The 22,141-nt window shown below is 42.6% G+C and carries 16 protein-coding genes; 12 read left to right on the plus strand and 4 right to left on the minus strand.

Features of this window, described 5'->3' with window-relative positions; all coding sequences use genetic code 11:
• Nucleotides 1-11: 11 nt before the first annotated feature.
• Nucleotides 12-4,499: an EAL domain-containing protein gene (locus PNC201_RS22975; protein WP_102058583.1), complete on the minus strand. Its 4,488-nt coding sequence runs from the start codon at nucleotides 4,497-4,499 to the stop codon at nucleotides 12-14.
• A 481-nt stretch (nucleotides 4,500-4,980) separates the two neighbouring features.
• On the opposite strand from PNC201_RS22975, the gene PNC201_RS22980 reads away from it, so the two are divergent.
• A complete protein-coding gene (locus tag PNC201_RS22980) occupies nucleotides 4,981-5,175 on the plus strand; it encodes a (2Fe-2S)-binding protein (protein ID WP_010607506.1) in 195 nt (64 codons plus the stop codon).
• 32 nt (nucleotides 5,176-5,207) lie between these two features.
• Here the strand turns inward: PNC201_RS22980 and bfr (PNC201_RS22985) are convergent, their stop codons facing one another.
• Both bfr (PNC201_RS22985) and bfr (PNC201_RS22990) read right to left on the minus strand, forming a co-directional pair.
• Entirely contained in the window at nucleotides 5,208-5,672 is a 465-nt protein-coding gene (gene bfr, locus PNC201_RS22985; protein WP_102058584.1) for a bacterioferritin, read from the minus strand.
• Nucleotides 5,673-5,689: 17 nt separating this feature from the next.
• A complete protein-coding gene (gene bfr / locus PNC201_RS22990) occupies nucleotides 5,690-6,157 on the minus strand; it encodes a bacterioferritin (protein ID WP_010607507.1) in 468 nt (155 codons plus the stop codon).
• Between the two features lie 272 nt (nucleotides 6,158-6,429).
• Here bfr (PNC201_RS22990) and PNC201_RS22995 point away from each other — a divergent pair, with 272 nt between their 5' ends.
• The 11 genes from PNC201_RS22995 to PNC201_RS23045 all read left to right on the plus strand — a co-directional run bounded on the left by PNC201_RS22995 (nucleotide 6,430) and on the right by PNC201_RS23045 (nucleotide 18,827).
• A complete protein-coding gene (locus tag PNC201_RS22995) occupies nucleotides 6,430-6,756 on the plus strand; it encodes a DUF2946 family protein (RefSeq protein ID WP_010607508.1) in 327 nt (108 codons plus the stop codon).
• A gap of 383 nt (nucleotides 6,757-7,139) precedes the next feature.
• Complete coding sequence (locus PNC201_RS23000; protein WP_102058585.1) at nucleotides 7,140-8,249, plus strand: efflux RND transporter periplasmic adaptor subunit; 1,110 nt, start codon at nucleotides 7,140-7,142, stop codon at nucleotides 8,247-8,249.
• A gap of 13 nt (nucleotides 8,250-8,262) precedes the next feature.
• Nucleotides 8,263-11,391, plus strand: a complete 3,129-nt coding sequence (locus PNC201_RS23005) for an efflux RND transporter permease subunit (protein ID WP_102058586.1) — start codon at nucleotides 8,263-8,265, stop codon at nucleotides 11,389-11,391.
• Between the two features lie 57 nt (nucleotides 11,392-11,448).
• Nucleotides 11,449-12,333 carry a cation diffusion facilitator family transporter gene (locus tag PNC201_RS23010; protein WP_010607511.1) on the plus strand — a complete coding sequence of 295 codons (885 nt, stop codon included), beginning with the start codon at nucleotides 11,449-11,451 and terminating at the stop codon, nucleotides 12,331-12,333.
• Nucleotides 12,334-12,440: 107 nt separating this feature from the next.
• Nucleotides 12,441-12,959, plus strand: a complete 519-nt coding sequence (locus PNC201_RS23015; protein ID WP_010607512.1) for a hypothetical protein — start codon at nucleotides 12,441-12,443, stop codon at nucleotides 12,957-12,959.
• A 14-nt stretch (nucleotides 12,960-12,973) separates the two neighbouring features.
• Nucleotides 12,974-13,585 (plus strand): superoxide dismutase, encoded by a 612-nt coding sequence (locus PNC201_RS23020; RefSeq protein ID WP_102058587.1) that lies wholly within the window; start codon nucleotides 12,974-12,976, stop codon nucleotides 13,583-13,585.
• Nucleotides 13,586-13,966: 381 nt separating this feature from the next.
• Nucleotides 13,967-15,325, plus strand: coding sequence for an AlkA N-terminal domain-containing protein (locus tag PNC201_RS23025; RefSeq protein WP_102058588.1), 1,359 nt, complete (start codon nucleotides 13,967-13,969; stop codon nucleotides 15,323-15,325).
• A complete protein-coding gene (locus PNC201_RS23030) occupies nucleotides 15,322-15,783 on the plus strand; it encodes a methylated-DNA--[protein]-cysteine S-methyltransferase (protein ID WP_102058589.1) in 462 nt (153 codons plus the stop codon). The genes PNC201_RS23025 and PNC201_RS23030 overlap by 4 nt, the downstream gene beginning before the upstream one ends.
• A gap of 104 nt (nucleotides 15,784-15,887) precedes the next feature.
• Entirely contained in the window at nucleotides 15,888-16,613 is a 726-nt protein-coding gene (locus tag PNC201_RS23035; protein ID WP_227387831.1) for a transporter substrate-binding domain-containing protein, read from the plus strand.
• A gap of 56 nt (nucleotides 16,614-16,669) precedes the next feature.
• Complete coding sequence (locus PNC201_RS23040) at nucleotides 16,670-17,248, plus strand: thymidine kinase (protein ID WP_010607517.1); 579 nt, start codon at nucleotides 16,670-16,672, stop codon at nucleotides 17,246-17,248.
• Between the two features lie 181 nt (nucleotides 17,249-17,429).
• Nucleotides 17,430-18,827: an ATP-binding protein gene (locus PNC201_RS23045; RefSeq protein ID WP_010607518.1), complete on the plus strand. Its 1,398-nt coding sequence runs from the start codon at nucleotides 17,430-17,432 to the stop codon at nucleotides 18,825-18,827.
• Nucleotides 18,828-18,942: 115 nt separating this feature from the next.
• Here PNC201_RS23045 and PNC201_RS23050 read toward each other — a convergent pair whose 3' ends face one another.
• Entirely contained in the window at nucleotides 18,943-21,807 is a 2,865-nt protein-coding gene (locus PNC201_RS23050) for a M16 family metallopeptidase (protein ID WP_102058590.1), read from the minus strand.
• Nucleotides 21,808-22,141: the final 334 nt, after the last annotated feature.

Below are 22,141 nucleotides of genomic sequence, written 5' to 3' on the forward strand. Positions count from 1 at the left end.
TCAACCCGCGATCAAGCTCGTGAGCGTTCATGCTGTTCGTAAAATGCGAGCAAATCGTCAATCGCCATAGGCTTTGCGAAGTGGTAGCCTTGCATATATTCACAGCCTACGTCTCTTAGATAATTAAGCTGAGATTCTGTCTCGACACCTTCTGCAATACACTTCATGTTTAAGCTTTGCGCCAATAAATAAATGGTTCTAATGATAGATTTATTCGCGGGTTTTGCGCTCATATTGCGTACAAACCCTTGGTCAATCTTTATAATATCAAGAGGGAACTCATTCAGATACGTGAGTGAAGAAAAGCCAGTGCCGAAGTCGTCGAGTAGCAATATAAAATCAGCCCGCTTCATTTCGTTGATAGTTGCTCGTGCCTTAACCATATCAGACATAAAAATTGACTCGGTGATTTCAAGTCTTAAGCAACGATTAGTAAGACCATGCGCTTTTAAAATCTCAGTGAACTGGTGTGCGATATCTGAGCGTAAAATATGTACCGCGCTTAAATTAAGAGATAAATAAAAGTCTGGTTCTTGTGTAAACAATGGACGCAATTCTATTAAGGCTCTGATAAGCGCTTGCTCAGTCAAGGTTTCGATCAAGCCGCTTTCTTCAGCGATTGGAATAAAATCGCATGGAGGAATTAGCATGTCATTATTGCGCCAACGCATGAGTAACTCAACGCCTGCAAGCTGACCCGTTGTGGTATTGATGATAGGCTGATAGTGATTGAAAAACTCACCGTCTTTAACTGCCGTTTTCATTGCGGTTTCTAACCGAAGCTTTTTACTGATCTCTTCATTCATTGTCTCAGTAAAGAACTTGAATGCATTTCTTCCCGATTGCTTTGCATGGATCATGGCGATATCCGCGTTACGGATTAAGGATTCTGAGTCCGGTGCATCAAACGGGTAAACTGCAACGCCAATACTGGCAGATACACTCATGGTGATCCCATCAATTTCGATACGTTCGGGTATGTGCTTCACTAAGCGGGAGACTACCTCGCTCACATATTCGATGCTAGGGAAGGACTTAATTAGCACAAGAAACTCATCGCCACTCTGCCTTGCTAAGATACAATTATTGTTAATTTGCTCTTTGATCCGCTTAGTTATCGCGACCAGTAGTTTATCGCCAATATGATGTCCATAGGCATCATTAATTGGTTTAAATTTATCTAAGTCAATAAAGAGTAGGGCACAGCTTTGCTGTGTGTTGTTTGCGTTAAACAGCGCAAATTCAATGTGCTGTAGCATTAAGCTGCGATTCGGTAGCTCCGTCAAAGCGTCGAAATTGGCGAGATATCTAAGTTCATTCTCGGCTTTTTTCTGCTCAGTCAAATCGGTAACAACGACCACGAAGTATTGGAGATTCACATTGTCCTTGGAAACCGCGCTAATGCTTAGTTGAACTGGATGCACTTTATCCCAGCCGTCTGTAACTTGAACTTCCTGTCTTAGATATTGATTTGGTCCAAGAGATTTTAAATTTGCAATTAAACCGTGGAACTTCTTTTGCCCGATGGCATTAACAAAACGCTCAGTCGTTAAGTCGTTTAACGCTTCGTTTTCCTGCAGTTGAAATGCTCTACAGAAGCTACTATTGACCGAAATGGGCTGTAAGTTAGGGTCTAAGATCACAATCCAATCGTTCACTTGGCTGAAGGCCTCACCCAGCATATTTGCGCGCATCTGGTTCGCTTTTTGCGTGGTTACATTGGTATAAATACCGTGTAGTTCAGTGGCTTTGCCTTGTGCGTCAAACTCTGCGACTTGGCCAAAGTCGTGAAACCAGTGCCAATTATTGTCAGTGCAGCGCAGTCGATAAGATAGAGAAAGCTGCTCTTTGGTCGGGTTAGAAATAAATTTCTTCCAAGCACGCTCGACAACTTCTCTATCATCTGGATGAATGGCGTTATAGTGTTCTTGCAACGTCATAGTATCACTCTTAAAGCCAAGCGCTTCGGCGCGCTGCTGTGTGATTTGGCGTGCAACGACATCTGCTGACCAAACGCCGCTTTTGGTTGATTTCAACGCCAGCTTCGTTTGCCTTCCTGCATGCGTAACGGCTTTAAGTGCAGTTTCAAGCTGACGTTGTTTCTGTTTGTGCTTAATAACGACGAGCGATATTAGCGCGAATGCACTTAGACTGTATAAGATTAATGCAACAGGCGAGCGCCATGGAGAGTGAGCAACATGAAAGCGCAAGTTGAGTGCATTGCTCAGGTCATCACCGTCAAGCGAATGCGGTGCAACGATTAACTGATAATCACCAGGGAGTAATTGATTTAGAAATACTTTGTTTCGTTTTAAGTTTGAAAACGTAAGTGCACTTGGACCATGCAAAGAAGCTTGGTATTGAATATGATGATTGGCATTGAAGTCAAAATCAGAAAACAGTAGCTCAATGCCCATGTCATCAAACTTAAAATCAAATGCTTGCAATATTGCATCAGGTGCTAAGTAGGTTTGGTCCCTGCTTAAAATATCCATTTGAGTGACCAGTAGTGGGCGGCGCTTAACCGCGCCATCTGAAAACTGTTCCGGATCGAAAGTGATAGAGCCGTTGACTGTACCGAACATCAGCTTGCCAGATTCAAGTGCTGCTGCTGCCCCTCCGTTAAACTCAAGCGTCGGCAGGCCTTGATTCGTTCCAAAGGTTTCCAATACTTTATTTATTGGATCAAATTTAAACATGCCGCGTTGACTGCTGGCCCAAATCATTCCATCTCTATCTAACTGGAGATTGTAGATAGCATTACTCATCAAACCTTGTTCAGTCGTTAGCTTGTATTCTTCGGCGTAAGTATCTTTATTGAGCCCGACTAGACCTTCGGTTGAGGTCGCCAACCATAGTGTTCCAGCTCTATCTACTACCCAACTATTAACGGCGGAGACCAAGTGCTTATCCGATTTGTTGTAAATTGTTGTTAGGGTATCTGTTGACTCATTATATTTGACCAAACTGATGTCCGTACTTATCCAATATTCATCGTTAGTCGTATCCAAAGGCGGTAGGATCAAAAAGCTCTGTGCCGCTGCCAGCTGCTTTGACAGTCCTTCTAATGCCCGCACTGTACTAGTGGCAGCATCATATTCATAAAACCCGTTGCTATTGATAAATGGAAACTTACTTTCTGAGTACTTCGCAATACCCCAGCTATATGGTTCAAGTTTGTCACCATTTTCAAGCGTAATTGGGTTTAGCTGTTTGGTGTCGGTGTTAAATAGTGCGGTCTCTTGAGTTGTTTGTATAAGAAATGTATTTTTGTCGAAATATGAAGAATTAAAAATAGAGAATACAGCATCTGCTCCGTACAGCGCTTTTGGGTCTCTATTTTGCAGGTAACTGGATTTCAATTGCTGGGTGCTCAAATCAAACTCATTAATGCCGTTATCCGTACCGAGGAGTACCGTGTTATTGTTGGTAGGGTGAATCGACCAGATATTGTTATTGGCAAACCTGTCTTGGGTGTTTATAAATGTTGTAAAGCGCAGCGAGCTTGAAGGCCATAAATATGCACCATCATTATACGTGCCCATCCATAGGTTATTGTTTCTATCTGCGTAAAGGTTAGTGATACTGGGGTTGGTGAGACGATATTGCCCTTCGGTTAAGGAAAGCACCTTTGAACTGGTTTTTTTTCTTCTATCAATAAGCAACAATCCATGTTCGGTAGCAATAAACTCGCCATAGGGAGTGATTTGATGTCCCCAAATATTTTTCTCAGGAACGAGCTCATAGCTTTTTGAAGCAACAAGTGTTTGATTACTGACTGGAATTACAAATAAGCCTTCTACAGTACCAACGAGTAACCCCAACGATGGGTCGCGTTTGAGTAATTTAACATCATGACTGAGTTCTGACTTTGAATCTGTGTAATTTATTTGCTCTACATTGCCGGTCGCAAGAGAATAGGTGAATAGACCTTCCGTTGTACCAATAATCACAAAATTACCGATAACGTTTATGGCGCGAATGTAGCTACTTGGTGCGAAGTGAGTGAGTAATTCTGACTTTAACGTATCGCGATCTAATGTGTAGAGGTCACTTTCAATGGAGAAGATGATATTTTCTCGATGAGCAATGGCTGTAGCGATGGGTTTTGGAGCTGCGTTGTTGTCTTGACGTTTACCGTCGTAGATTTGTTGAACTGTGTAGTCATCAACATTCAGTAAAAACGCACCGCTGATACCAGTAGAGATCAGTAACTCGTCATTCGAGATATTGAATAGCCCAACTATTTCTTGCTCATCAAGACCCTGAGAGGCTGCAATACTAACGATTTGATTGCCGTCATAGCGGTTTAAGCCTTGAAGAGTACCGATCCAAATAAAGCCATGTTTATCTTGTGTGATGGCGGTGATTGCTGATTGACTTAACCCCTCCTCAACAGAGAAACGAGAAGTATATTGACCGAAGTTATGGGCGTGGCTAGGCGCGACTATGCAACACAAAGATAATAATATAAAAAAACACAATAGCGCTTGCTTCATTAAAAGACCTTTCTCTATCCAATCTCATTTAGTCCTTTAACAACATGTTACCAAATCAAACTAAGCTGATCCGCGCTAATAAAACTGTTAGCGGTGACGCGAAGTCTAGCGGAAATGCTAGATTGAAATCAACTTAAACCTTGGTTTTTATGCAATATATTTAACAATTTATACATGTTTAAGGTTTGTCATTTGTAGCAAACAAAACAATCTTCTTGGGTGAAAGTGCACCCAAACTCTCATGTTTAAAGTGAAACTCATCTGGTTAAGTTAAGCGTAGCAGTTTTACTGGATTTTTCTTAATTTTATAGAAATAAACGTCGGCTTGAGTACGACGTTTTACGAAGTGTGAATAACGAAGTCTTTGCTGCAGCTTACAAAGAAAAATAATTCGCATTTATAGCTAAGGTATGTGTTGATAATTGTTATCGTTTAGATTAGACTTGTTTTCAGTTAATGAGTTTGAGATTGGTTTTCATTTATGTACGTGTGCATTTGCCATGGTGTTACAGATAAAAAGATTGCAGAGACGATAGACGATGGTGCTCGTTCAATGCGTGATCTTAGCCAGACATTATCTGTTGGTAAGCAGTGTGGAAAGTGCTGTAACTGTGCGAAGAAAATTCTAAATGAAAAGCTGATTGCGATTGTTGATGTCACTGATCAGGTTGCGTAACAGTACATTATCACGCAACCTCAATTAAATACTTATAGTTGAGACTGTAAGTAGTTTTCTATTCCCATCACCTTAATTAGATGTTGCTGAGTTTCAAGCCAGTCAATTTGCTCTTCTTGCTCGTTTTGGATTTTATCTAACGCTTCACGGCTGATGTAATCTTGCTTTTCTTCACACAATTTAATTGCTGCTTGGAGGTCGACCAAAGACGCTTGCTCAAATGCCATATTGCAATCAATCATCTCAGCGCTGTTTTCACCAATTTTTAAACGACCTAAATCTTGTAAGTTAGGAAGGCCTTCCAAGAACAAAATTCGCTCGATAAGGCGGTCAGCGTTTTTCATTTTTTGTATTGAGACTTTATAATCCGCTTTGTCTAACTGGCTAAAACCGAAGTCTTTAAACATACGTGCGTGCAAAAAGTATTGGTTGATACCTACCAACTCATTGGCCAAAACTTTATTAAGCGCTCCGATTACTTCTCTATCACCTTTCATTTGTCGAGTCCTTAATATTAAAGCTGAGATTGGATATAATTCGGAGCACCGATAAGATCAATCAGGCGAATTTGCTGCTCTAGCCAGTAAACATGATCTTCTTCTGTATCAAACAACAGCTTTTCAAGCGTTTCTCGAGATTGGTAATCTTGCTCTTCTTCACAGATTTTGATTGCTTCTTTAACGCATTCGACAACTTCAAGCTCTAGTTTTAGGTCGTTTTCCATCATGGACTTAACATCTTGGCCGATGAGTAGATCACGACGTTTTGTCATGTTAGGTACCCCTTCCAAGAAAAGAATGCGTTTGATCAACCAATCTGCATGCGTGGTTTCTTCTTCACGTTCGTGCTCAAGGCGTTGGTATAGTTTGCTCAACCCCCAATCTTCGTACATACGTGAATGGATGAAATATTGATCGATAGCTGCAAGCTCATTGGCTAATAGCTTATTGAATGCGTCGATGACTTTTTGTTTACCTTGCATGCTGTTACCTCAAACTGTGAATATGCGGCTAGTCTAACGGATTTATGTGATGTGTCAATGAAAAATCTTTATAAAACATAGTGTTATATATTGATTATAATTCGCATTTAAGTTGATGTTTTGGCCTAACAATGCAAATTATTGTTATTTCATTTTGAGTAGGATCAGTAATGACAGCAAAAAATAAGACTTAAAGCTTAGCGCTACTATTGACAGAACAAGTGCAGGTGGTAAATTGACAACGATCTTTTGTTTTAAAGAGAAATGTAGATTTGAATAAGCTAGTTTTGATTTTTGTGATGCTTCTACTTGCGGTGCAATCTGTGAGTGTATTCGCGTCTGAATCTAGCTTCCATCAAATCGAAGTGTCTCACCTCCAACATACTCACGATCATGCTGAAGATGTGCAAGCAGACCCCAGCGACCATCATACAAAAGATTGCCACCACTGTGGCCATTGCAGTGGGACGCATTTGAATTTAGTGATTTTAAAATCTTTTATCCCCTTTGAAATGCGACCAAATAGCGAAATTTATCCTCAATCAGATACTAAAGTGCGTGCTTTTGTAGAGCAAGCACATCGTCCACCGATCGCTTAAGTCGCGGTTATCATTGAAGGCGTGAACTCAATTTAACTTCACTAACCTGTGTTTAGGTTAATGCGTAAATTGATAAACCCAACTTAGCGCAAATTCGTGTTTGTGAGCAAACAACTAGACCTGTTTTCTATGCTTATGTGTTTTGCTTTCAGTGATATTGCCCACTCCGTTTATACCAATTGTATTAAGTACATGAGCTACTTTAACCCTGATTGGTATTACTCCTTCTTAGCTGATGACGTTGATTACAGATAAATCACGTCTGCTTGAGAAGCGCATTCTTGTTTACGAATTGGCACTGTAACAGCAATGCTTGGTGCAATTCGTTAAACAAGCTAACGGTTTTGAACGTCAACTTACGTTCTTGAGTAAAAGAGTATCGAATGACAAATTTTAAAATTTTCTCCATCTATTTCGCGGTGAACGCGCTTTTTAGCTCGCTGGCATATGCCGGCGACGGTCATGAAGAACATGAAGAGGAAGAAAATGCCATCGTACTAACGCAACAGCAGATGCGTTTTGCTGGAATTCAGACCAAAGAAGTCAAGCTGGAAAGCCATGAGCGCTTTTATTTTGCACCTGGAGAAGTAAAAGCCAATGGTTATACCAGCTATTTAGTATCGCCAAGAGCCGATTCAATCGTGTTAAAGCGACACACTACACTTGGCTCTATGGTTAATGTTAACGACCCACTTATCACCTTATTCTCAGAGGCAATGGCGCAGGCCCAAGCGCAGTATTTGGTCGCTTCAACAGAGTGGGATAGAGTTAAACGCTTAAGCAAAGAAACCATCAGTGAGCGTGAACGCGTTCAAGCAAGTGCCGGTTTTAGTTCGGCTTATTCAAAGTTGTTGGCACTTGGAGTAACAGAAAAGGAGATCAAAGAAATAGCCACTAAGCCTGCCAGTGAACTTGGCCAATATACGCTCGTTGCTGAGCGCGAGGGGGTGGTAACTCAAGATGCCTTTACTCAGGGCCAGCATGTTGCTTCTGGCACAACTTTAATGGCAATCACTGATGAAAGCGAGCTATGGGTGGAAGCCCGTTTACAACCGAACTCTCAACTTTCGTTAGCGGTTAACTCTAAAGCATTGATTGGCATAGAAGATCAGCAATATGCGGCTCGAGTTATCCAAGAAGCGCATACAATCGACCCCATTACTCGAACCAGACAGATCCGCCTATTGGTTGAAAATAGTGACGACAAGCTACACGCAGGGATGTTTGTTAACGTCAACTTTATCATACCGTCAAAAGAGCCAACCATTGCGTTACCTGCAGACGCGCTAAGTCGTGGGCCTGACGGCGATTGGGTGGTGTACATCGAAGAAGCACCCGGCGAGTTCTATCCCAAAGAAGTGACTTTAGGTGAAGACTTTGGCGCTCAGGTTGAAGTTATCGGTTTGGCTGTGGGTGAGCGCGTGGCCGTAACCGGGGCGTTCTTTATTGCCTCAGAGCAAGCCAAATCAGGCTTCGATCCGCATAACCATTAAGGGGAGCCTCATCATGTTTAATCGAATTATCGATTGGTCTGTAAACAATCGGCTTCTAATTATTCTTTTTTTACTCGTTATCACGGCAACTGCTAGCGTGACTATTCCAAAACTCAACTTAGATGCGTTTCCCGATGTAACGAATGTGCAGGTTGCGGTGAATACTGAGGCGCCGGGACTGGCAGCGGAAGAAGTTGAGCAGTTAATCACCTATCCCATTGAGGCTGTGATGTATGCCTTGCCTGATGTGCAGCAAGTGCGTTCAATTTCTAAAACTGGTCTATCTGGCGTTACGGTAGTATTTAAGGAAGGCACCGATATCTATTTTGCCAGACAGTTGGTATTTGAGCGCCTCCAAGCTGCAAAGGAGTTGATCCCAAGTGGTGTGGGTACGCCGGAAATGGGGCCAAATACCTCAGGGCTTGGTCAAGTATTTCAATATATGCTGATGAGCGAGCCGAACTCTGAATATGATGCAATGGCCTTACGTAGTCTCAATGACTGGGTGGTCAAGCTGCTAATAATGCCAATTGACGGAGTAACTGATGTATTGGCCTTTGGCGGCGATGTGCGCCAGTATCAAGTCAATATCGACCCAAATAAGCTATTGGCTTATGCGCTCACTCAGCAAGATGTGGTGAGTGCCATCGAGCGTAATAACCAAAATGTCGGCGGCTGGTATTTAGAGCGCGGTCAAGAGCAGTTGGTGATCCGCGGAACTGGCTGGTTTCAAAGTGGGGAGAAGGGGATCCAGGAGATTGCCAACGTGCCCGTCAAAACCATTGATGGCACGGTCGTGACTGTGGCTCAGGTTGCTACTGTATCGATTGATGGAGAAATCCGTCAAGGCGCTGTCACGATGTCTAGAAAAAGCGCCTCTGGTGGAGTGGAACAGCTCGGTGAAGTCGTAACAGGCATAGTGCTAAAGCGAATGGGAGCAAACACCAAAGCAACTATTGATAGCATTAACAACCGCGTGGAACTTATTAATAAAGCGCTACCCGAAGGGGTAAGGTTTGAGCCGTTTTACGATCAGTCTGATTTGATCAGCAAAGCAGTACAAACTGTCGTTGAAGCCTTGGCACTGGCATTTATTTTTATCGTTGTGGTGCTCGCGCTGTTTTTAATGAATCTGAGAGCGACTTTCCTGGTGCTCATTTCAATTCCTATTTCAATTGCCATTGCACTTGTGGTTATGGCGTGGCTTGGCGTATCGGCCAACTTAATGTCGCTAGGTGGTATCGCAGTCGCGATAGGGATGTTAGTCGACGGCTCAGTGGTGATGGTAGAAAACATCTTTAAACACCTAACAAGGCAAAAGGAAAGTGATGACTTCTCTGTAGGACTCATTGTTGAGCTCGCAGGAAAGGAAGTGGCAAGGCCAATCTTTTTTGCTGCCAGTATTATCTTAGTAGTGTTCACCCCGTTATTTAGTTTTGAAGGGGTTGAAGCTAAGTTATTTCAACCCATGGCAATCAGTATTATTTTGGCTGTTGTTGCGGCGATATTTGTTGCCCTTATCATTGTCCCAGCGCTTGCGACCTACTTATTTAAACATGGCGTTAAAGCGCGAGAGAGTATAATTCTCGTCGCGCTAGAAAAAGGCTACCGCTGGACGTTAAATCGAGTGTTGCATAGGCAAAAGTTGTTGATGGCAATCGTCATATTATTGATGGCGGCGGCCGGTTTTACGTTCACTAAAATTGGTACCGAGTTTGTCCCAGAGCTTGAAGAAGGCACCATCAACCTAAGGGTAACGCTAGCGCCTTCCGCCAGTCTTGAAACCGCGCTTAATGTTGCGCCTGAGCTGGAAAAAATGCTGCTCACTTTTCCTGAAGTAAACTACGCGCTAAGCAGAATTGGTCGAGCGGAGATAGGGGGCGATCCTGAACCGGTAAATAACATTGAAATCTATATTGGCCTTGCGCCAGTAGCACAGTGGCAAAGCGCAAATAATCGCTACGAATTACAAGCTTTGATGGAACAAAAACTATCGGCTTATCCCGGCTTACTGTTTAATTTTTCACAGCCTATTGCGACGCGTGTCGATGAATTACTCTCAGGTGTTAAAGCGCAGTTGGCGATTAAGTTGTTTGGCCCTGACTTAGCTGTGCTTGCAAAAAAAGGCAAGGAAATTGAAGCGGCCGTGGTGCAAGTTGAAGGGACTGAAGGTGTACAACTTGAGCAAATAGCAGGTGAGTCACAGCTGATCATCACCCCAAAACGTCAAGCGTTATCGCGCTACGGTTTAGCTGTCGGAGACGTAATGGCATTAGTGCAAGATGGCATTGGTGGCAGTAAAGCGGGGCAGGTCATCAACGGTAACGAACGCTATGATATTTATGTCCGCTTGGCACCCAAGTACCGTCAAAGCAAACAGACTATTGAAGAAATACGTTTACAATCAAGTTCAGGGGCGTGGATCCGGTTGGCTGATGTTGCGAATGTTGAATATCAATCTGGTCCTCCGCAAGTAAGACGAGATGACGTTCAACGTCGAGTGGTGATCCAAGCTAATGTGCAAGGCCGGGATATGGGCAGTGTAGTAAGTGATATTCGCGCGGCTATTGATAGTAAAGTTGACTTACCAACAGGTTATGGTGTTGAAATCGGTGGTCAATTTGAAAACCAGCAACGAGCACAAAAACGCTTGGCAATCGTGGTGCCGTTATCTTTGGCGCTAATAGCACTCTTGCTTTACTTTGCATTTGGTTCAATGGCTCAGGCTGCGCTTATTTTAGTGAATGTGCCGCTTGCGGTCATTGGTGGGGTATTTTCTTTATATATCTCAGGACAATATCTCTCGGTCCCAAGCTCGGTTGGGTTTATCACCTTATTCGGTGTCGCGGTACTCAATGGTGTGGTCATGGTTGAGAGCATAAACCAGCGATTGGCTGCGGGAGAATCGCTTCATTCGGGTGTCTTTGAGGGAGCAATTTCAAGGCTTAGACCCGTGCTTATGACTGCGATAACCTCAGCGCTGGGACTTATTCCCATGCTGCTATCGACAGGAGTGGGCGCTGAAATTCAAAGGCCGCTTGCCAGTGTAATTGTTGGTGGATTATTAACGTCAACCTTGCTGACGTTGTTTGTATTGCCAGCACTTTATCCACTATTCTCAAAGCAAATTAAAAATTCGTAATGCCCGTGGGGGCCATTGAAAGTGGCCCCTTATTCGGATCAATAAATAGGATTTAGTATGTCTCACGCACATCATCACCATCATGGAAATAAGCTCGGTTGGGCCGTATTTGTTAATATTCTACTGAGTGTCGCGCAGGTCGTTGGTGGCATTCTTTCTGGTAGTCTCTCTTTGGTTGCTGATGCGCTACATAATTTAAGTGACGCCGGTGCGCTTATTATCGCGTTAGTCGCGCAAAAAGTTGCAAGAAAGCCGGCCTCACTTGAACTCACTTATGGCTATCAACGTGCTGAAATAATTGGGGCGTTAATTAATAGTGCGACACTCATCGTTGTTGGGGTTTATCTGTTATTCGAGGCGATTTCTCGATTTTTAAATCCAGAGCCAATTGATGGCTGGATAGTGGTGTGGCTCGCGGCCTTGGCGTTAGTTATCGATGTTATCACAGCACTTATTACTTATTCTGCAGGTGCAAAAACCAGCCTAAATATTCGTGCGGCATTTATTCACAATGTTTCTGATGCTGCGGCTTCCGTTGCAGTGATCGTGGCTGGAACATTAATCATCTTATATCAATGGTATGTGGTGGATCTTATCGCCACTGTATTGATCTCCGCATACGTGATTTACCATGGCGTTGAACTGAGCAAAAGTAGTATTAGAATTCTCATGCAGGCGACGCCAGATAATGTGAATATTCAAGAGGTTAAGGAATACCTTGAGACTCAAGAGAATGTTAAGACAGTAAGCCATATTCATGTTTGGCAGCTCAATGAGCATGAATATATTTTAGAGGCGCAAGTTGTCATTACGTCCTTGAGCGACCAAAGCACGCTAGCGCGGTTAAAAGAGAGTTTACAGTCGCGGTTTGGATTGTCGCATACCACACTTGAATTAACCGAGGACTCTTTGGTAACACATCAGTGTGTAGAAATTAAATAAACACAAATGAAAATAGTTTGCATTAATGTTTGTGTGATCATATAGTGCCCCAATAGCTCATACTGGTTTGCTTGCACAAGTAAGCTAGTTCGGTATAAGGGTAAAATATGAAAAATCGCATGGACCTTAGTGCAAATCGCTTAGCAAGCGGAGCTTGCGCGTTATCTTCAGTGTTGTCACCTTGGCAAGCTAAAATACTCTCTGGTAATCAAGCATATCAAGCGCAAATATTTCTGCGTGCCCGTGATGAATATCAGGTTGCATTGACACTCGCGACAGGTATTTTAGATGAGTTTTTATTATGCCAAAAGGACAGCGTCGTGATGAGTGCCATAGAGCACAGTTTACCAGCCGTCGTAGTATCCGCACATAATCTAGCTGATACCTTTATTGCGCTTGACCAACCAAATAGAGCGTGCCAGCAACTTATCTCAATCCATCTGAAGATACATGCAACCTACCTCGAATATAACAATGAACTTGCGCCTACCGTCTTACATCATTTGCATAAAACTCGACAAGAGCTGATCCATTTTGCAACACGCTATCCTCATTTACCTGAGCTTATTCATCAAATTAACGAAGCGATGCTGGTAACGCACCAGCATTCTCGCGTTTTACATTAACATTTGGAGGTCGAATGGCTTATACCTTACCTGAATTACCGTACGCATATGATGCACTGGAACCACATATCGACGCGAAAACGATGGAGATCCATCATACTTTGCATCATCAGACATATATAAATAAAGCAAACGCAGCATTAGAGGGGACGGAGTTCGAGGGTAAAGACACCGAAACGTTGCTGAGAAACATTAAAACGTTACCTGAAACCTTACAAAAAGCAGTGCAAGAACATGTCGGCGGGCACAATAACCATAGTTTGTTCTGGCAAATTATGACTCCGAATTCTGCGCCTTTGTGTGATGGGCCGTTAAAACAAGCGATAGAAAGTGAATTCGGCGGTTTTGATAGCTTTAAAACTGAATTTACAAACGCTGCTGTCAGCCGATTTGGCAGTGGCTGGGCATGGTTAGTTGTAGATGAGAGTGGCAAATTAGCGGTGACGAGTAGTCTTAACCAAGATAGTCCCTACATGGAGCAGCACACCCCAATATTGGGTTTAGATGTGTGGGAACATGCTTATTACCTCAAATATCAGAATCGTCGACCAGAATACATCGCGGCTTTTTACAACGTCATTAATTGGTCTGAAGTCGAGCGCAGATATAATCAAGCAATAGGTTAGTACTTTTTCCTCAGTTATTTAACCTGAGGTTTGGGTAAGTAATGAGCTAACATATAGTTTTAAAATTTATCTTGAATGACTTTCTGTCTAGCCAGAGAGTTTTAGGGAAAACACCGCTTCCGCGTCCTGCTCTCGCTAAGGTACCTACTTCCTGTAGGCAAGGCGAATTTACGCATTAATAGCGGGCTATTGGAAGTGAATTCAACGCAGTTAGCGCTAAAACTGGCTGCTAGAAAGGCATTAGTTATCCGAAGCTCAGGTTAGAAAGCCCCTAGCGGGCTTTTTTCATGAATACTCCAAATATGGTTGAGTACCAAAAATGGCTAGTTTGCTATAGTGATAGCTATTAGACTGAGTGAAAACGAAGTACGAGCGAAAGTCATGTATACACCAGAAGTTTGTTCTCAAGCTAGAAATAGTCGCGATGCTAGATTTGATGGGTTGTTTTTTGTTGCGGTAAAGAGCACCGGCATTTATTGTCGGCCAATATGTCCAGCACCTGCTGCAAAAGAAAAAAATGTTGAGTATTTTCAATTTGCCCACAATGCAGCGCAAGCTGGCTTTAGACCTTGTATTCGCTGCCGCCCTGACAGCGCACCGGGTAGTTATGCATGGCTTGGCACGGAAACAACCGCAGTCAGAGCCAAAAAGTTAATCGACGAGGGGGCCTTGATACGTCATTCGACAGAAGACTTAGCCGATAGGTTAGGCATTTCGGTCCGTTATTTAAATAAAGTATTCAATCAATATTTTGGCACCAGCCCCAAACAATATGCACTTTATAAGCAATGTGACTTAGCTAAGCAGCTATTACAGCAAAGTGACCTTCCTGTCACGCAAGTCGCGTTTGCCGCCGGGTTTAATTCATTGCGACGCTTTAATGATGCATTCCAGAAACTGTATCAGTTATCACCAAGTCAACTCAGAAGAGACGCAGGTAGTGGCTCAGCCATTGCGATTTACTTGTCTTATCGACCACCGTACAACTGGGATAAAATGCAGCAGTTTTTAGCAATGAGAATTGTGCCAGGTATCGAGTGGTTAACAGAAAACGGTTATGGGCGAACCGTGATGATAGAAGGGGAAACAGGGCGCTTCACCGCGACTATCGAGCCTGAAAAACATCGCTTTAAAGTGGTTATCGCGCTCTGTGATTTATCCTTGTTAGTTCCGATGATTGCGCAGATCAGGCGTGTGTTAGATTTGGATGCGGATACCTGTTTTATTGAGTCTCACCTTCATGAAGCCGCACCTGATTTGCCGCTACAAGAGGGACTCAGATTACCTGGGATCTGGAGTGAGTTTGAAGCGGGAATGAGAGCTATTTTAGGTCAACAAATCAGTGTTCAAGCGGCGAGAAACTTACTTGCTTTATTGGTTGAAACACTTGGTGAGGTAGCTGAAGATGGCATGCGTTACTTCCCTAAGCCTAAGGCCGTATTTGATAGTGATCTCGCCTTTTTCAAAATGCCTGAGCGGAGAAAAGCGGCTATTAAAGCTTTCGCTGAGCAATATGTTGGTTCGGAACATGTTGAACTTGATGACTGGTTAAATATTAAAGGGATAGGCCCTTGGACTGTCGACTATGCAAAAATGCGCGGATTGAGTCACCCAGACATTTACTTGGGTGGTGATTTGGGTGTCAAAAAGGCAATGGAAAAATCCTTAAAAACAATAGATATCGAAAAGTGTGCTCCTTTTCGTTCTTATTTAACTTTTCAACTATGGCAACAATTATGATTGAAACTACATTAGCCTCGCCCACTGGAGAGTGGATAATACAAGCATCCAATAATGGTTTACGATATGTTGGTTTTTTTCCAAAGATGCGTTATGAGCAAGGGGAAAATCGGCATACAGAAATGGCAAAAAAACAGTTAACAGAATACTTTGCTGGCAAACGCCAACGCTTTGATGTGGTACTTGATGTGGATGGTACGCACTTTCAAAAGCAAGTCTGGCAGGTGTTGGCACAAGTACCATTTGGTGAAACGCATAGCTATGGTTGGATAGCGGAGCGCTTAGGGAACAAAAATGCCGTCCGTGCTGTTGGCGCTGCCAACGGCAAAAATCCAATTAGTATCATAGTGCCTTGTCATCGCATTATTGGTGCAAATGGCAAACTAACAGGATATGCTGGTGGACTTGAAGCGAAAGAGTGGTTGTTGCAACACGAGGGAGTAAGCTTTAAAAAATAGAGTATACTAGTGGTTAATCGTTGTTATTTCGATTTACTACATGTTTGGAGTGAATGTTGAGACTGCTATTTATTGCTTTTTGCGTTTTTACTTCGTGGACCTGTATGGCAACAGAGGTTCGCTTTTGTTATGAAGATAAACATGCTCCACCCTTTATCCATGGTGCAGGGCAAACTGTGCCATCGGCAAATCCAGGCGTCACGATCCAGATAGTGCAACAGCTTGACGAGCACGTAAAAGAGGTGAACTTCACTTACACTCGAAAGCCATGGAGCCGTTGCTTGCATGAGCTGGAAAATGGCAAAGTTGATGCTGTGGTGGCAAGTCACCGAGCATCCAGAGAAGAGCAAATGGCGTATCCAAAGAATCCCGATGGCACTATTGCACAGCAATATGCAATTAATCGGATCAGCACTTGTTTACTCAAAAGCAAAACTAACAAAGCAACATTAAATCTGAGCAAAGAAATAGAACTCGCAGTACCTCGTGGGTATGCTATTCGAGAAAGTATGCCCAAGCATTTTTCCATATTCGAAACCGACTCGTTGGAGCATGCTATTGCACTGGTTGAAAATGAATTACTAGATGCGACCATTGGCCTTTGCCAAATCGGTAATATGCCAATCACATTATCGCCTCCCTTTAACCACTTGGAAGCGGTTTTTCCACCGATAGAAACGTCGTTTGGTTTTATGGCATTTTCTGAGCAGTTTTATCAGCAGCACCCTGAATTAAGCTGGAAAGTGTGGCGTGCAAGTCAGCTTATTAACCTCGACACCTTATATAGTGAGTATTTGCGTTCACAACCCAGCCAAATGGATAAGCAATAGATCTTTTAATCGTTAGCCAGTAAACTAGCGCGAATTTTTATTTCGAAATATCTATTATGGCCCAGCTTTATTTTTACTATTCGGCAATGAATGCCGGTAAATCTACAACTTTATTGCAGTCGGCATTTAACTACCGAGAGCGAGGCATGCGCCCGTTTATTATCACTGCTGCAATTGATAACCGTGCTGGCGTGGGCAAAGTAGCGTCGCGTATCGGCTTAGAAGCTGAGGCGCAAGTTTTTGAAAGCCAAACAGATGTGAAAGCACTGCTGATGTCTGCCCACACCGAGAGTAAAATTGACTGCGTATTGGTAGATGAGTGCCAGTTTCTAACAAAAGCTCAAGTCGCAGAGCTGACGGATATCGTCGATGAGCTGCGGATCCCGGTATTATGCTATGGTCTGAGAACTGACTTTCGTGGTGAGCTGTTTGAGGGCTCACAATATTTACTGGCGTGGGCAGATAAATTGATTGAGCTAAAAACCATCTGTCACTGTGGTCGTAAAGCAAACCGAGTGCTTCGCACCGATGAGCATGGCAAGGCCATTGCGGATGGCGATCAAGTTGTGATTGGTGGTAACGATAGATATGTTTCTCTTTGTAGAAAACACTATAAGGATGCGCTAAACGCATAAGTATATTTAAACCTGATGTACTGCGAAGAGTGGCTTCTTAACAGTACAGATCCCGTTCTATCGTCACTCAGTATTTTTTCCTACCATAACGCTAAATTTATACTATTTTCTGGTTCGAATAATTTGGTAAACCTGTGGATTTGTACCATCCTTAAGAAATAGGAGTAAGGGTGTCATTTTAATGAGTCAGCAGCAGCCATTATCATTCTTAAACGTTTCAGAGCCTGATGAACAAAACCTAGACGAGTCTGCATCTCCTTGGGTGGTGTTGATTGTCGATGATGAACCTGAAGTTCACGATGTGACTAAACTTGTGTTAACGGCTTATCGGTTTGAATTAAAACCGCTCGAGTTGCTTCATGCCTATAGCAAAAAAGAAGCGATTGATATCTTAAGCAATCGAGATGACGTTGCATTAATTTTACTCGACGTCATCATGGAAAGTGAAGAAGCGGGCTTAGAATGTGCGCAATACATACGTGAAGAACTTGGCTATCATAACGTAAGAATAGTACTGCGCACTGGCCAGCCCGGCAGTGTGCCGGAACATGAAGTCATGCTACGCTATGATATTAATGACTATAAAAATAAAACTGACCTCACAAAATCTCGTCTTTTCACTATGTTAACCAGCTCGCTACGCTCTTACCGAGATTTAAATCGACTTGAGTTGTTGACCGATGAACTAACCAAACTTAACGAAGGATTGGAAGAAAAGGTCAAGCAGCGCACTCATGAACTTGAATCGTCAAATGATGCCTTAAGAGAGGCATATAACCGTATTGCTGAGCAGCAGCAAGCCTTGATCCAATCAGAAAAGCTCGCATCGGTAGGGCAGTTTGCTGCAGGTGTCGCCCATGAAATTAATAATCCGCTTGCGTACTTAAAAAGTAACTTAGAGTTTGTACAAAGTTCGTTGGTTAAGTTGTATCGAGCTTGGCAATTTTTGGCAAATAATTCGCAACTCTCTCCTGAATGTGCAAAATCGCTGAGTGAATTGGAAAAAGAGTATCAACTAAACTGGGCTTTGAGTGAAAGTGATGATGTGATGGCTGAAATGCACTCAGGACTCGACAGAATTCAACTGATTGTTAAAGAGCTGAGTGTGTTTTTTGAGAGCAATCAAACTCAGTTTCAGCAAGTAGAATTCTATTCTCAAATTATGGATTCTGTGATGATTAATTTGGAGTTGGATGGTACAAACTTGAGCCTAATTGAATTTGAAAAAGGAGAGCGGTTTGAGTTGCACTGTGCCCCAGCACTTCTAGAACACGGTATTTATTGCCTCATAAAGAACGCCTTAGAAAGTACCGGTAGAATGCGCAAGGCCATTAAAATCACCACGAAAGTTGAGAGTAAAACGCTCTCTATCGATATCTTCGATTGTGGTGAAGGGATTGCGGATAAGCTGGTGCATAAAGTATTTGATCCGTTTTATACCACTAAAGCCTCAGAAAAACACGTAGGACTTGGGTTAACGATTGCATCTAATATCATTAAATCTCACGGTGGTGAACTATCTTTAACGTCAGTGATTGGTAAAGGTACCAAAGCAGCCATCACTTTACCCTTAATCTGATTGCTAGTGTACTCTCTACTTTACCTTCGATGCTAAAGTTAGCATGATAAGTGCTATCAGCGCTTCCTCTGCGCTCACACTTATCATGCTTTATTACTTTGTTATTTTACCAAAGTTAATTGAGTCTTATCACTTCGCCAAGTCCTAGCGCCGTTAGGCGATTAGCTTGCGTTTTTGCATCTCCAACCACGATATATATTAGTTTATTCGGATGAATATACTGCTTGGCAAGTCCCTTCATGTCATCAACTCCCAGGCTTTCGGTTTGTTCGTTGCGCTGCTGCATAAAGTTGTTTGCCAAATTCAGAGACCCAATTTGCTCAAGTACTTTAACTTTTGCTGTTAAGGTTTCAAAGCGTCTGGCATTACTTTTTAAATAGTAATTTTTTGTCGTTGTTAAATCGGCTAAAGTATACGTGTTCCCGTACTCTTCGACGATTTGTTTTACTAACTCCAGAGACTCCAAAGTGACATTGCTTCGGACGTTAGATTTTATTTCAAACATTGAAGAGACTGGTGTAGCGTCAAATTTTGAGCGTATATGATAGGTATAACCTTTGTCTGCTCTTAGATCCTGAACAAGGCGAGAAGAAAACCCACCACCGCCAAGGATGTAATTCATCGCTGTTGCGTTAAAGTAGTCAGTGTGATTTGCTTTAAGTGACGGATGAGCAATTAGTAGTGTCGATTGCTTTGCCTGCGGAATATCATAAAAATATATTGCTGCAGAATTAAGTGCATTTGGCTCAGGTAAAAGAGGAAGTGTTGCTTTTGATGCGGGCCAGTGGTCAATTAGCTGCTCAAGAGACTTTTGAATATCTGCATGTTTGACAGCGCCGGCTACATATAATTTTGCCAATTGTGGGGCTATATTTTTTTGATGGTAGGCTTTTAGGTCATCAATTGTTATCTTCGAGATACTTTCTTCTGTGCCCAGTGTATTATTTGCTAACGGGTGATGTCTTGGATATGTAAGCTTGTATAGCTCTTTTTGGGCGATGGCTTCGGGATCTGCTGATGATTGTTGTAGTTGTCCGGTAACCGTTTGTTTAGCAAGTTCAAATTCAGTTAAATCCCACCTCGGTTGAGTCAGTATTTCACCAATTAATGCCATTGTGGCTTCATAATTACGTGCCAGAGTACTTGCTTTTAGCACTATTTGCTCGCGCTCTGCTGTTACTGTGATAGTTGAGCCTAGCTGTCTAATCTCATTGTTTAACTCTTCAGCTGATTTTGTCGCTGTCCCCCGGGTCAGCATATTTGCAACTAAGTTAGCGGTACCATTTTTATCTGGCGACTCGAGTAACAATGCACCATCAATAGTAAGTTTTATTTCAACCAATGGCACTTCGTCACTGTATAACGAAAAAACCTCTAGTCCATTTTTTAACTGAGCTGTTTTTACATCTGGCGTTGGTATTACCGGAGTTTTTCCAAACTCGGGTTCAATGGAACGATCAAAGCTGGATGGTGTTTTGCTAATCTGGAGTGGCTTGGCCGTATCGAGTTCGCTGATGTCTTCAAGGTTGATCTGCTCTTCTTTAATCACTGCCTTTTGGGCGGTGTCAACAGCGAGTTTTTTACTACCTTTAGGTACAAAACTAGTTGAAACAAAAGGCTTATTCTTTAGGTATGTGTTATAAACACGCCAGATATCGTCTGCGCTGACTGCACGCATCAAGTCAATTTCTTTATTAATGTATCCAGGATCATTTAGCAGCAAATTGTAATCGGCAAGCGCGACGCCTTTATTTACAACACTTGATAGATTCCGATAATACTCAGTTTCTATACCCACTTTTACACGATGAAGATCGTCTTGTGAAAATGCTTCTGTTTCGAAGCGCTTTAGCCCAATTTCAATCGCTTGCTCAACTTGATCTAAATCGACACCGTCATAGGCGGTTATCATCATGAGTAACTCGCCAGCTAATTCAGAGCGGATATCAAGTAGCATTAAACCAGAGCTTAATTTCTGCTTCTCAACGAGCTCATTGGTTACAGGCGCTTGGTTGCCATCAGTTAACAGCTTAATTAGCACATCCATCGCATAGCTATCTCGGTGAAAACGCGGCATAGAAGGCCAAGCTTGTGTTAACTGAGGAACTTGCGCAAAACTATCTTCATGATAGCGTTTTTTGCTGCTCGTCAACACGATGGGTTGCTTCGGTTGGGGTGAAACTTCCGGTCCTCTTGGAATATAGTTAAAATATTTCTCGACCCAAGCTTTTGCCTGGTTACTATCAAAGTCTCCAGAAATAACTAACGTAACATTATTCGGTCCATACCACCGTTTATAGAAGTCTTTGACGTCTTCGACCGTAGCGCTAGCTAGGTCTTCAAGGGAGCCTAATGGCAGCCAGTTGTATGGGTGATCGACTGGATACAAATTTTTTGTAATTACATCAAATACATGACCGTAAGGTTGGTTAGTGACGCGCTGACGCTTTTCGTTCTTTACTACTTCTTTTTCTTGTTGAAGAACGGGGATTGTTACGGTGTTGATGAAATAGCCCAGTTTATCGGCCTCAGCCCAAATCATCTTTTCCAGTGCATCATTGGGTACCGTTTGCATGTAATTCGTGATATCTCGGTTAGTTGAGCCGTTTGCACCAGAGCCTCCCACTCGAGCACTTAGCTTGTCTAGCCCACCTTTACCTAAATTTTCAGACTCTAAAAATAATAAATGCTCGAATAAGTGAGCAAATCCAGTTTTGCCTACCTTTTCACGTGCAGAGCCAACATGTGCAGCAAGGGTGACGGCAACGACGGGATCGGATTTATCAATATGAAAAACAACATCTAAGCCGTTATCTAAAGTGAACTTCTCAAAATCCACGTGAAAAGACGAGTTGGCATGATCAGGGACATCGGTTGCTGGCTGAACTGTAATATCTTGTTTTTGGAGATTAGAAGTAGAACATCCTGAAAGAGTGAACAAACTTGCCGTGATAGCAAGAGCAAGTGGCTTAACGTTCATTAACTTACCTTATAATTATAATTTCCTGTTAATTTAAACAGTTGCGAAACTATTGTCCATAAATAAGGGAATATTCCCTCGTAACGGTTTCAGATTTCTTATTGTGTCCGCTGCGGACACTTTTTCCGTCCGCGGACACATTTCATCCTCTTCTAAAATGAAATAAATAAATATAATCAACAACTTAAGTTTTGGCACAAAGTTAGCCTCTTTTACTGCATACAAACTAATAAAGAAGATACGTTATGTGGTTAAGTACTGCTTTTTTAATTTCACCCTTGATGATGTTGGCTGTAGCAACGGTCGTGGCGGTATTTGACTCGTTAATTCGAGG

Origin of the sequence: Pseudoalteromonas sp. NC201, from assembly GCF_002850255.1 — a bacterium.
GTDB lineage: Bacteria > Pseudomonadota > Gammaproteobacteria > Enterobacterales > Alteromonadaceae > Pseudoalteromonas.

Coding starts and splice junctions, on each gene's coding strand:
- PNC201_RS23030 (WP_102058589.1), top strand. CDS start 15,322: ATGATTGAAACTACATTAGCCTCGCCCACTGGAGAGTGGATAATACAA.
- PNC201_RS23045 (WP_010607518.1), top strand. CDS start 17,430: ATGAGTCAGCAGCAGCCATTATCATTCTTAAACGTTTCAGAGCCTGAT.
- PNC201_RS23010 (WP_010607511.1), top strand. CDS start 11,449: ATGTCTCACGCACATCATCACCATCATGGAAATAAGCTCGGTTGGGCC.
- PNC201_RS23015 (WP_010607512.1), top strand. CDS start 12,441: ATGAAAAATCGCATGGACCTTAGTGCAAATCGCTTAGCAAGCGGAGCT.
- PNC201_RS23000 (WP_102058585.1), top strand. CDS start 7,140: ATGACAAATTTTAAAATTTTCTCCATCTATTTCGCGGTGAACGCGCTT.
- bfr (WP_010607507.1), bottom strand. CDS start 6,157: ATGCAAGGTAAACAAAAAGTCATCGACGCATTCAATAAGCTATTAGCC.
- bfr (WP_102058584.1), bottom strand. CDS start 5,672: ATGAAAGGTGATAGAGAAGTAATCGGAGCGCTTAATAAAGTTTTGGCC.
- PNC201_RS23040 (WP_010607517.1), top strand. CDS start 16,670: ATGGCCCAGCTTTATTTTTACTATTCGGCAATGAATGCCGGTAAATCT.
- PNC201_RS23005 (WP_102058586.1), top strand. CDS start 8,263: ATGTTTAATCGAATTATCGATTGGTCTGTAAACAATCGGCTTCTAATT.
- PNC201_RS23020 (WP_102058587.1), top strand. CDS start 12,974: ATGGCTTATACCTTACCTGAATTACCGTACGCATATGATGCACTGGAA.
- PNC201_RS23050 (WP_102058590.1), bottom strand. CDS start 21,807: ATGAACGTTAAGCCACTTGCTCTTGCTATCACGGCAAGTTTGTTCACT.
- PNC201_RS22980 (WP_010607506.1), top strand. CDS start 4,981: ATGTACGTGTGCATTTGCCATGGTGTTACAGATAAAAAGATTGCAGAG.
- PNC201_RS23035 (WP_227387831.1), top strand. CDS start 15,888: ATGGCAACAGAGGTTCGCTTTTGTTATGAAGATAAACATGCTCCACCC.
- PNC201_RS23025 (WP_102058588.1), top strand. CDS start 13,967: ATGTATACACCAGAAGTTTGTTCTCAAGCTAGAAATAGTCGCGATGCT.
- PNC201_RS22975 (WP_102058583.1), bottom strand. CDS start 4,499: ATGAAGCAAGCGCTATTGTGTTTTTTTATATTATTATCTTTGTGTTGC.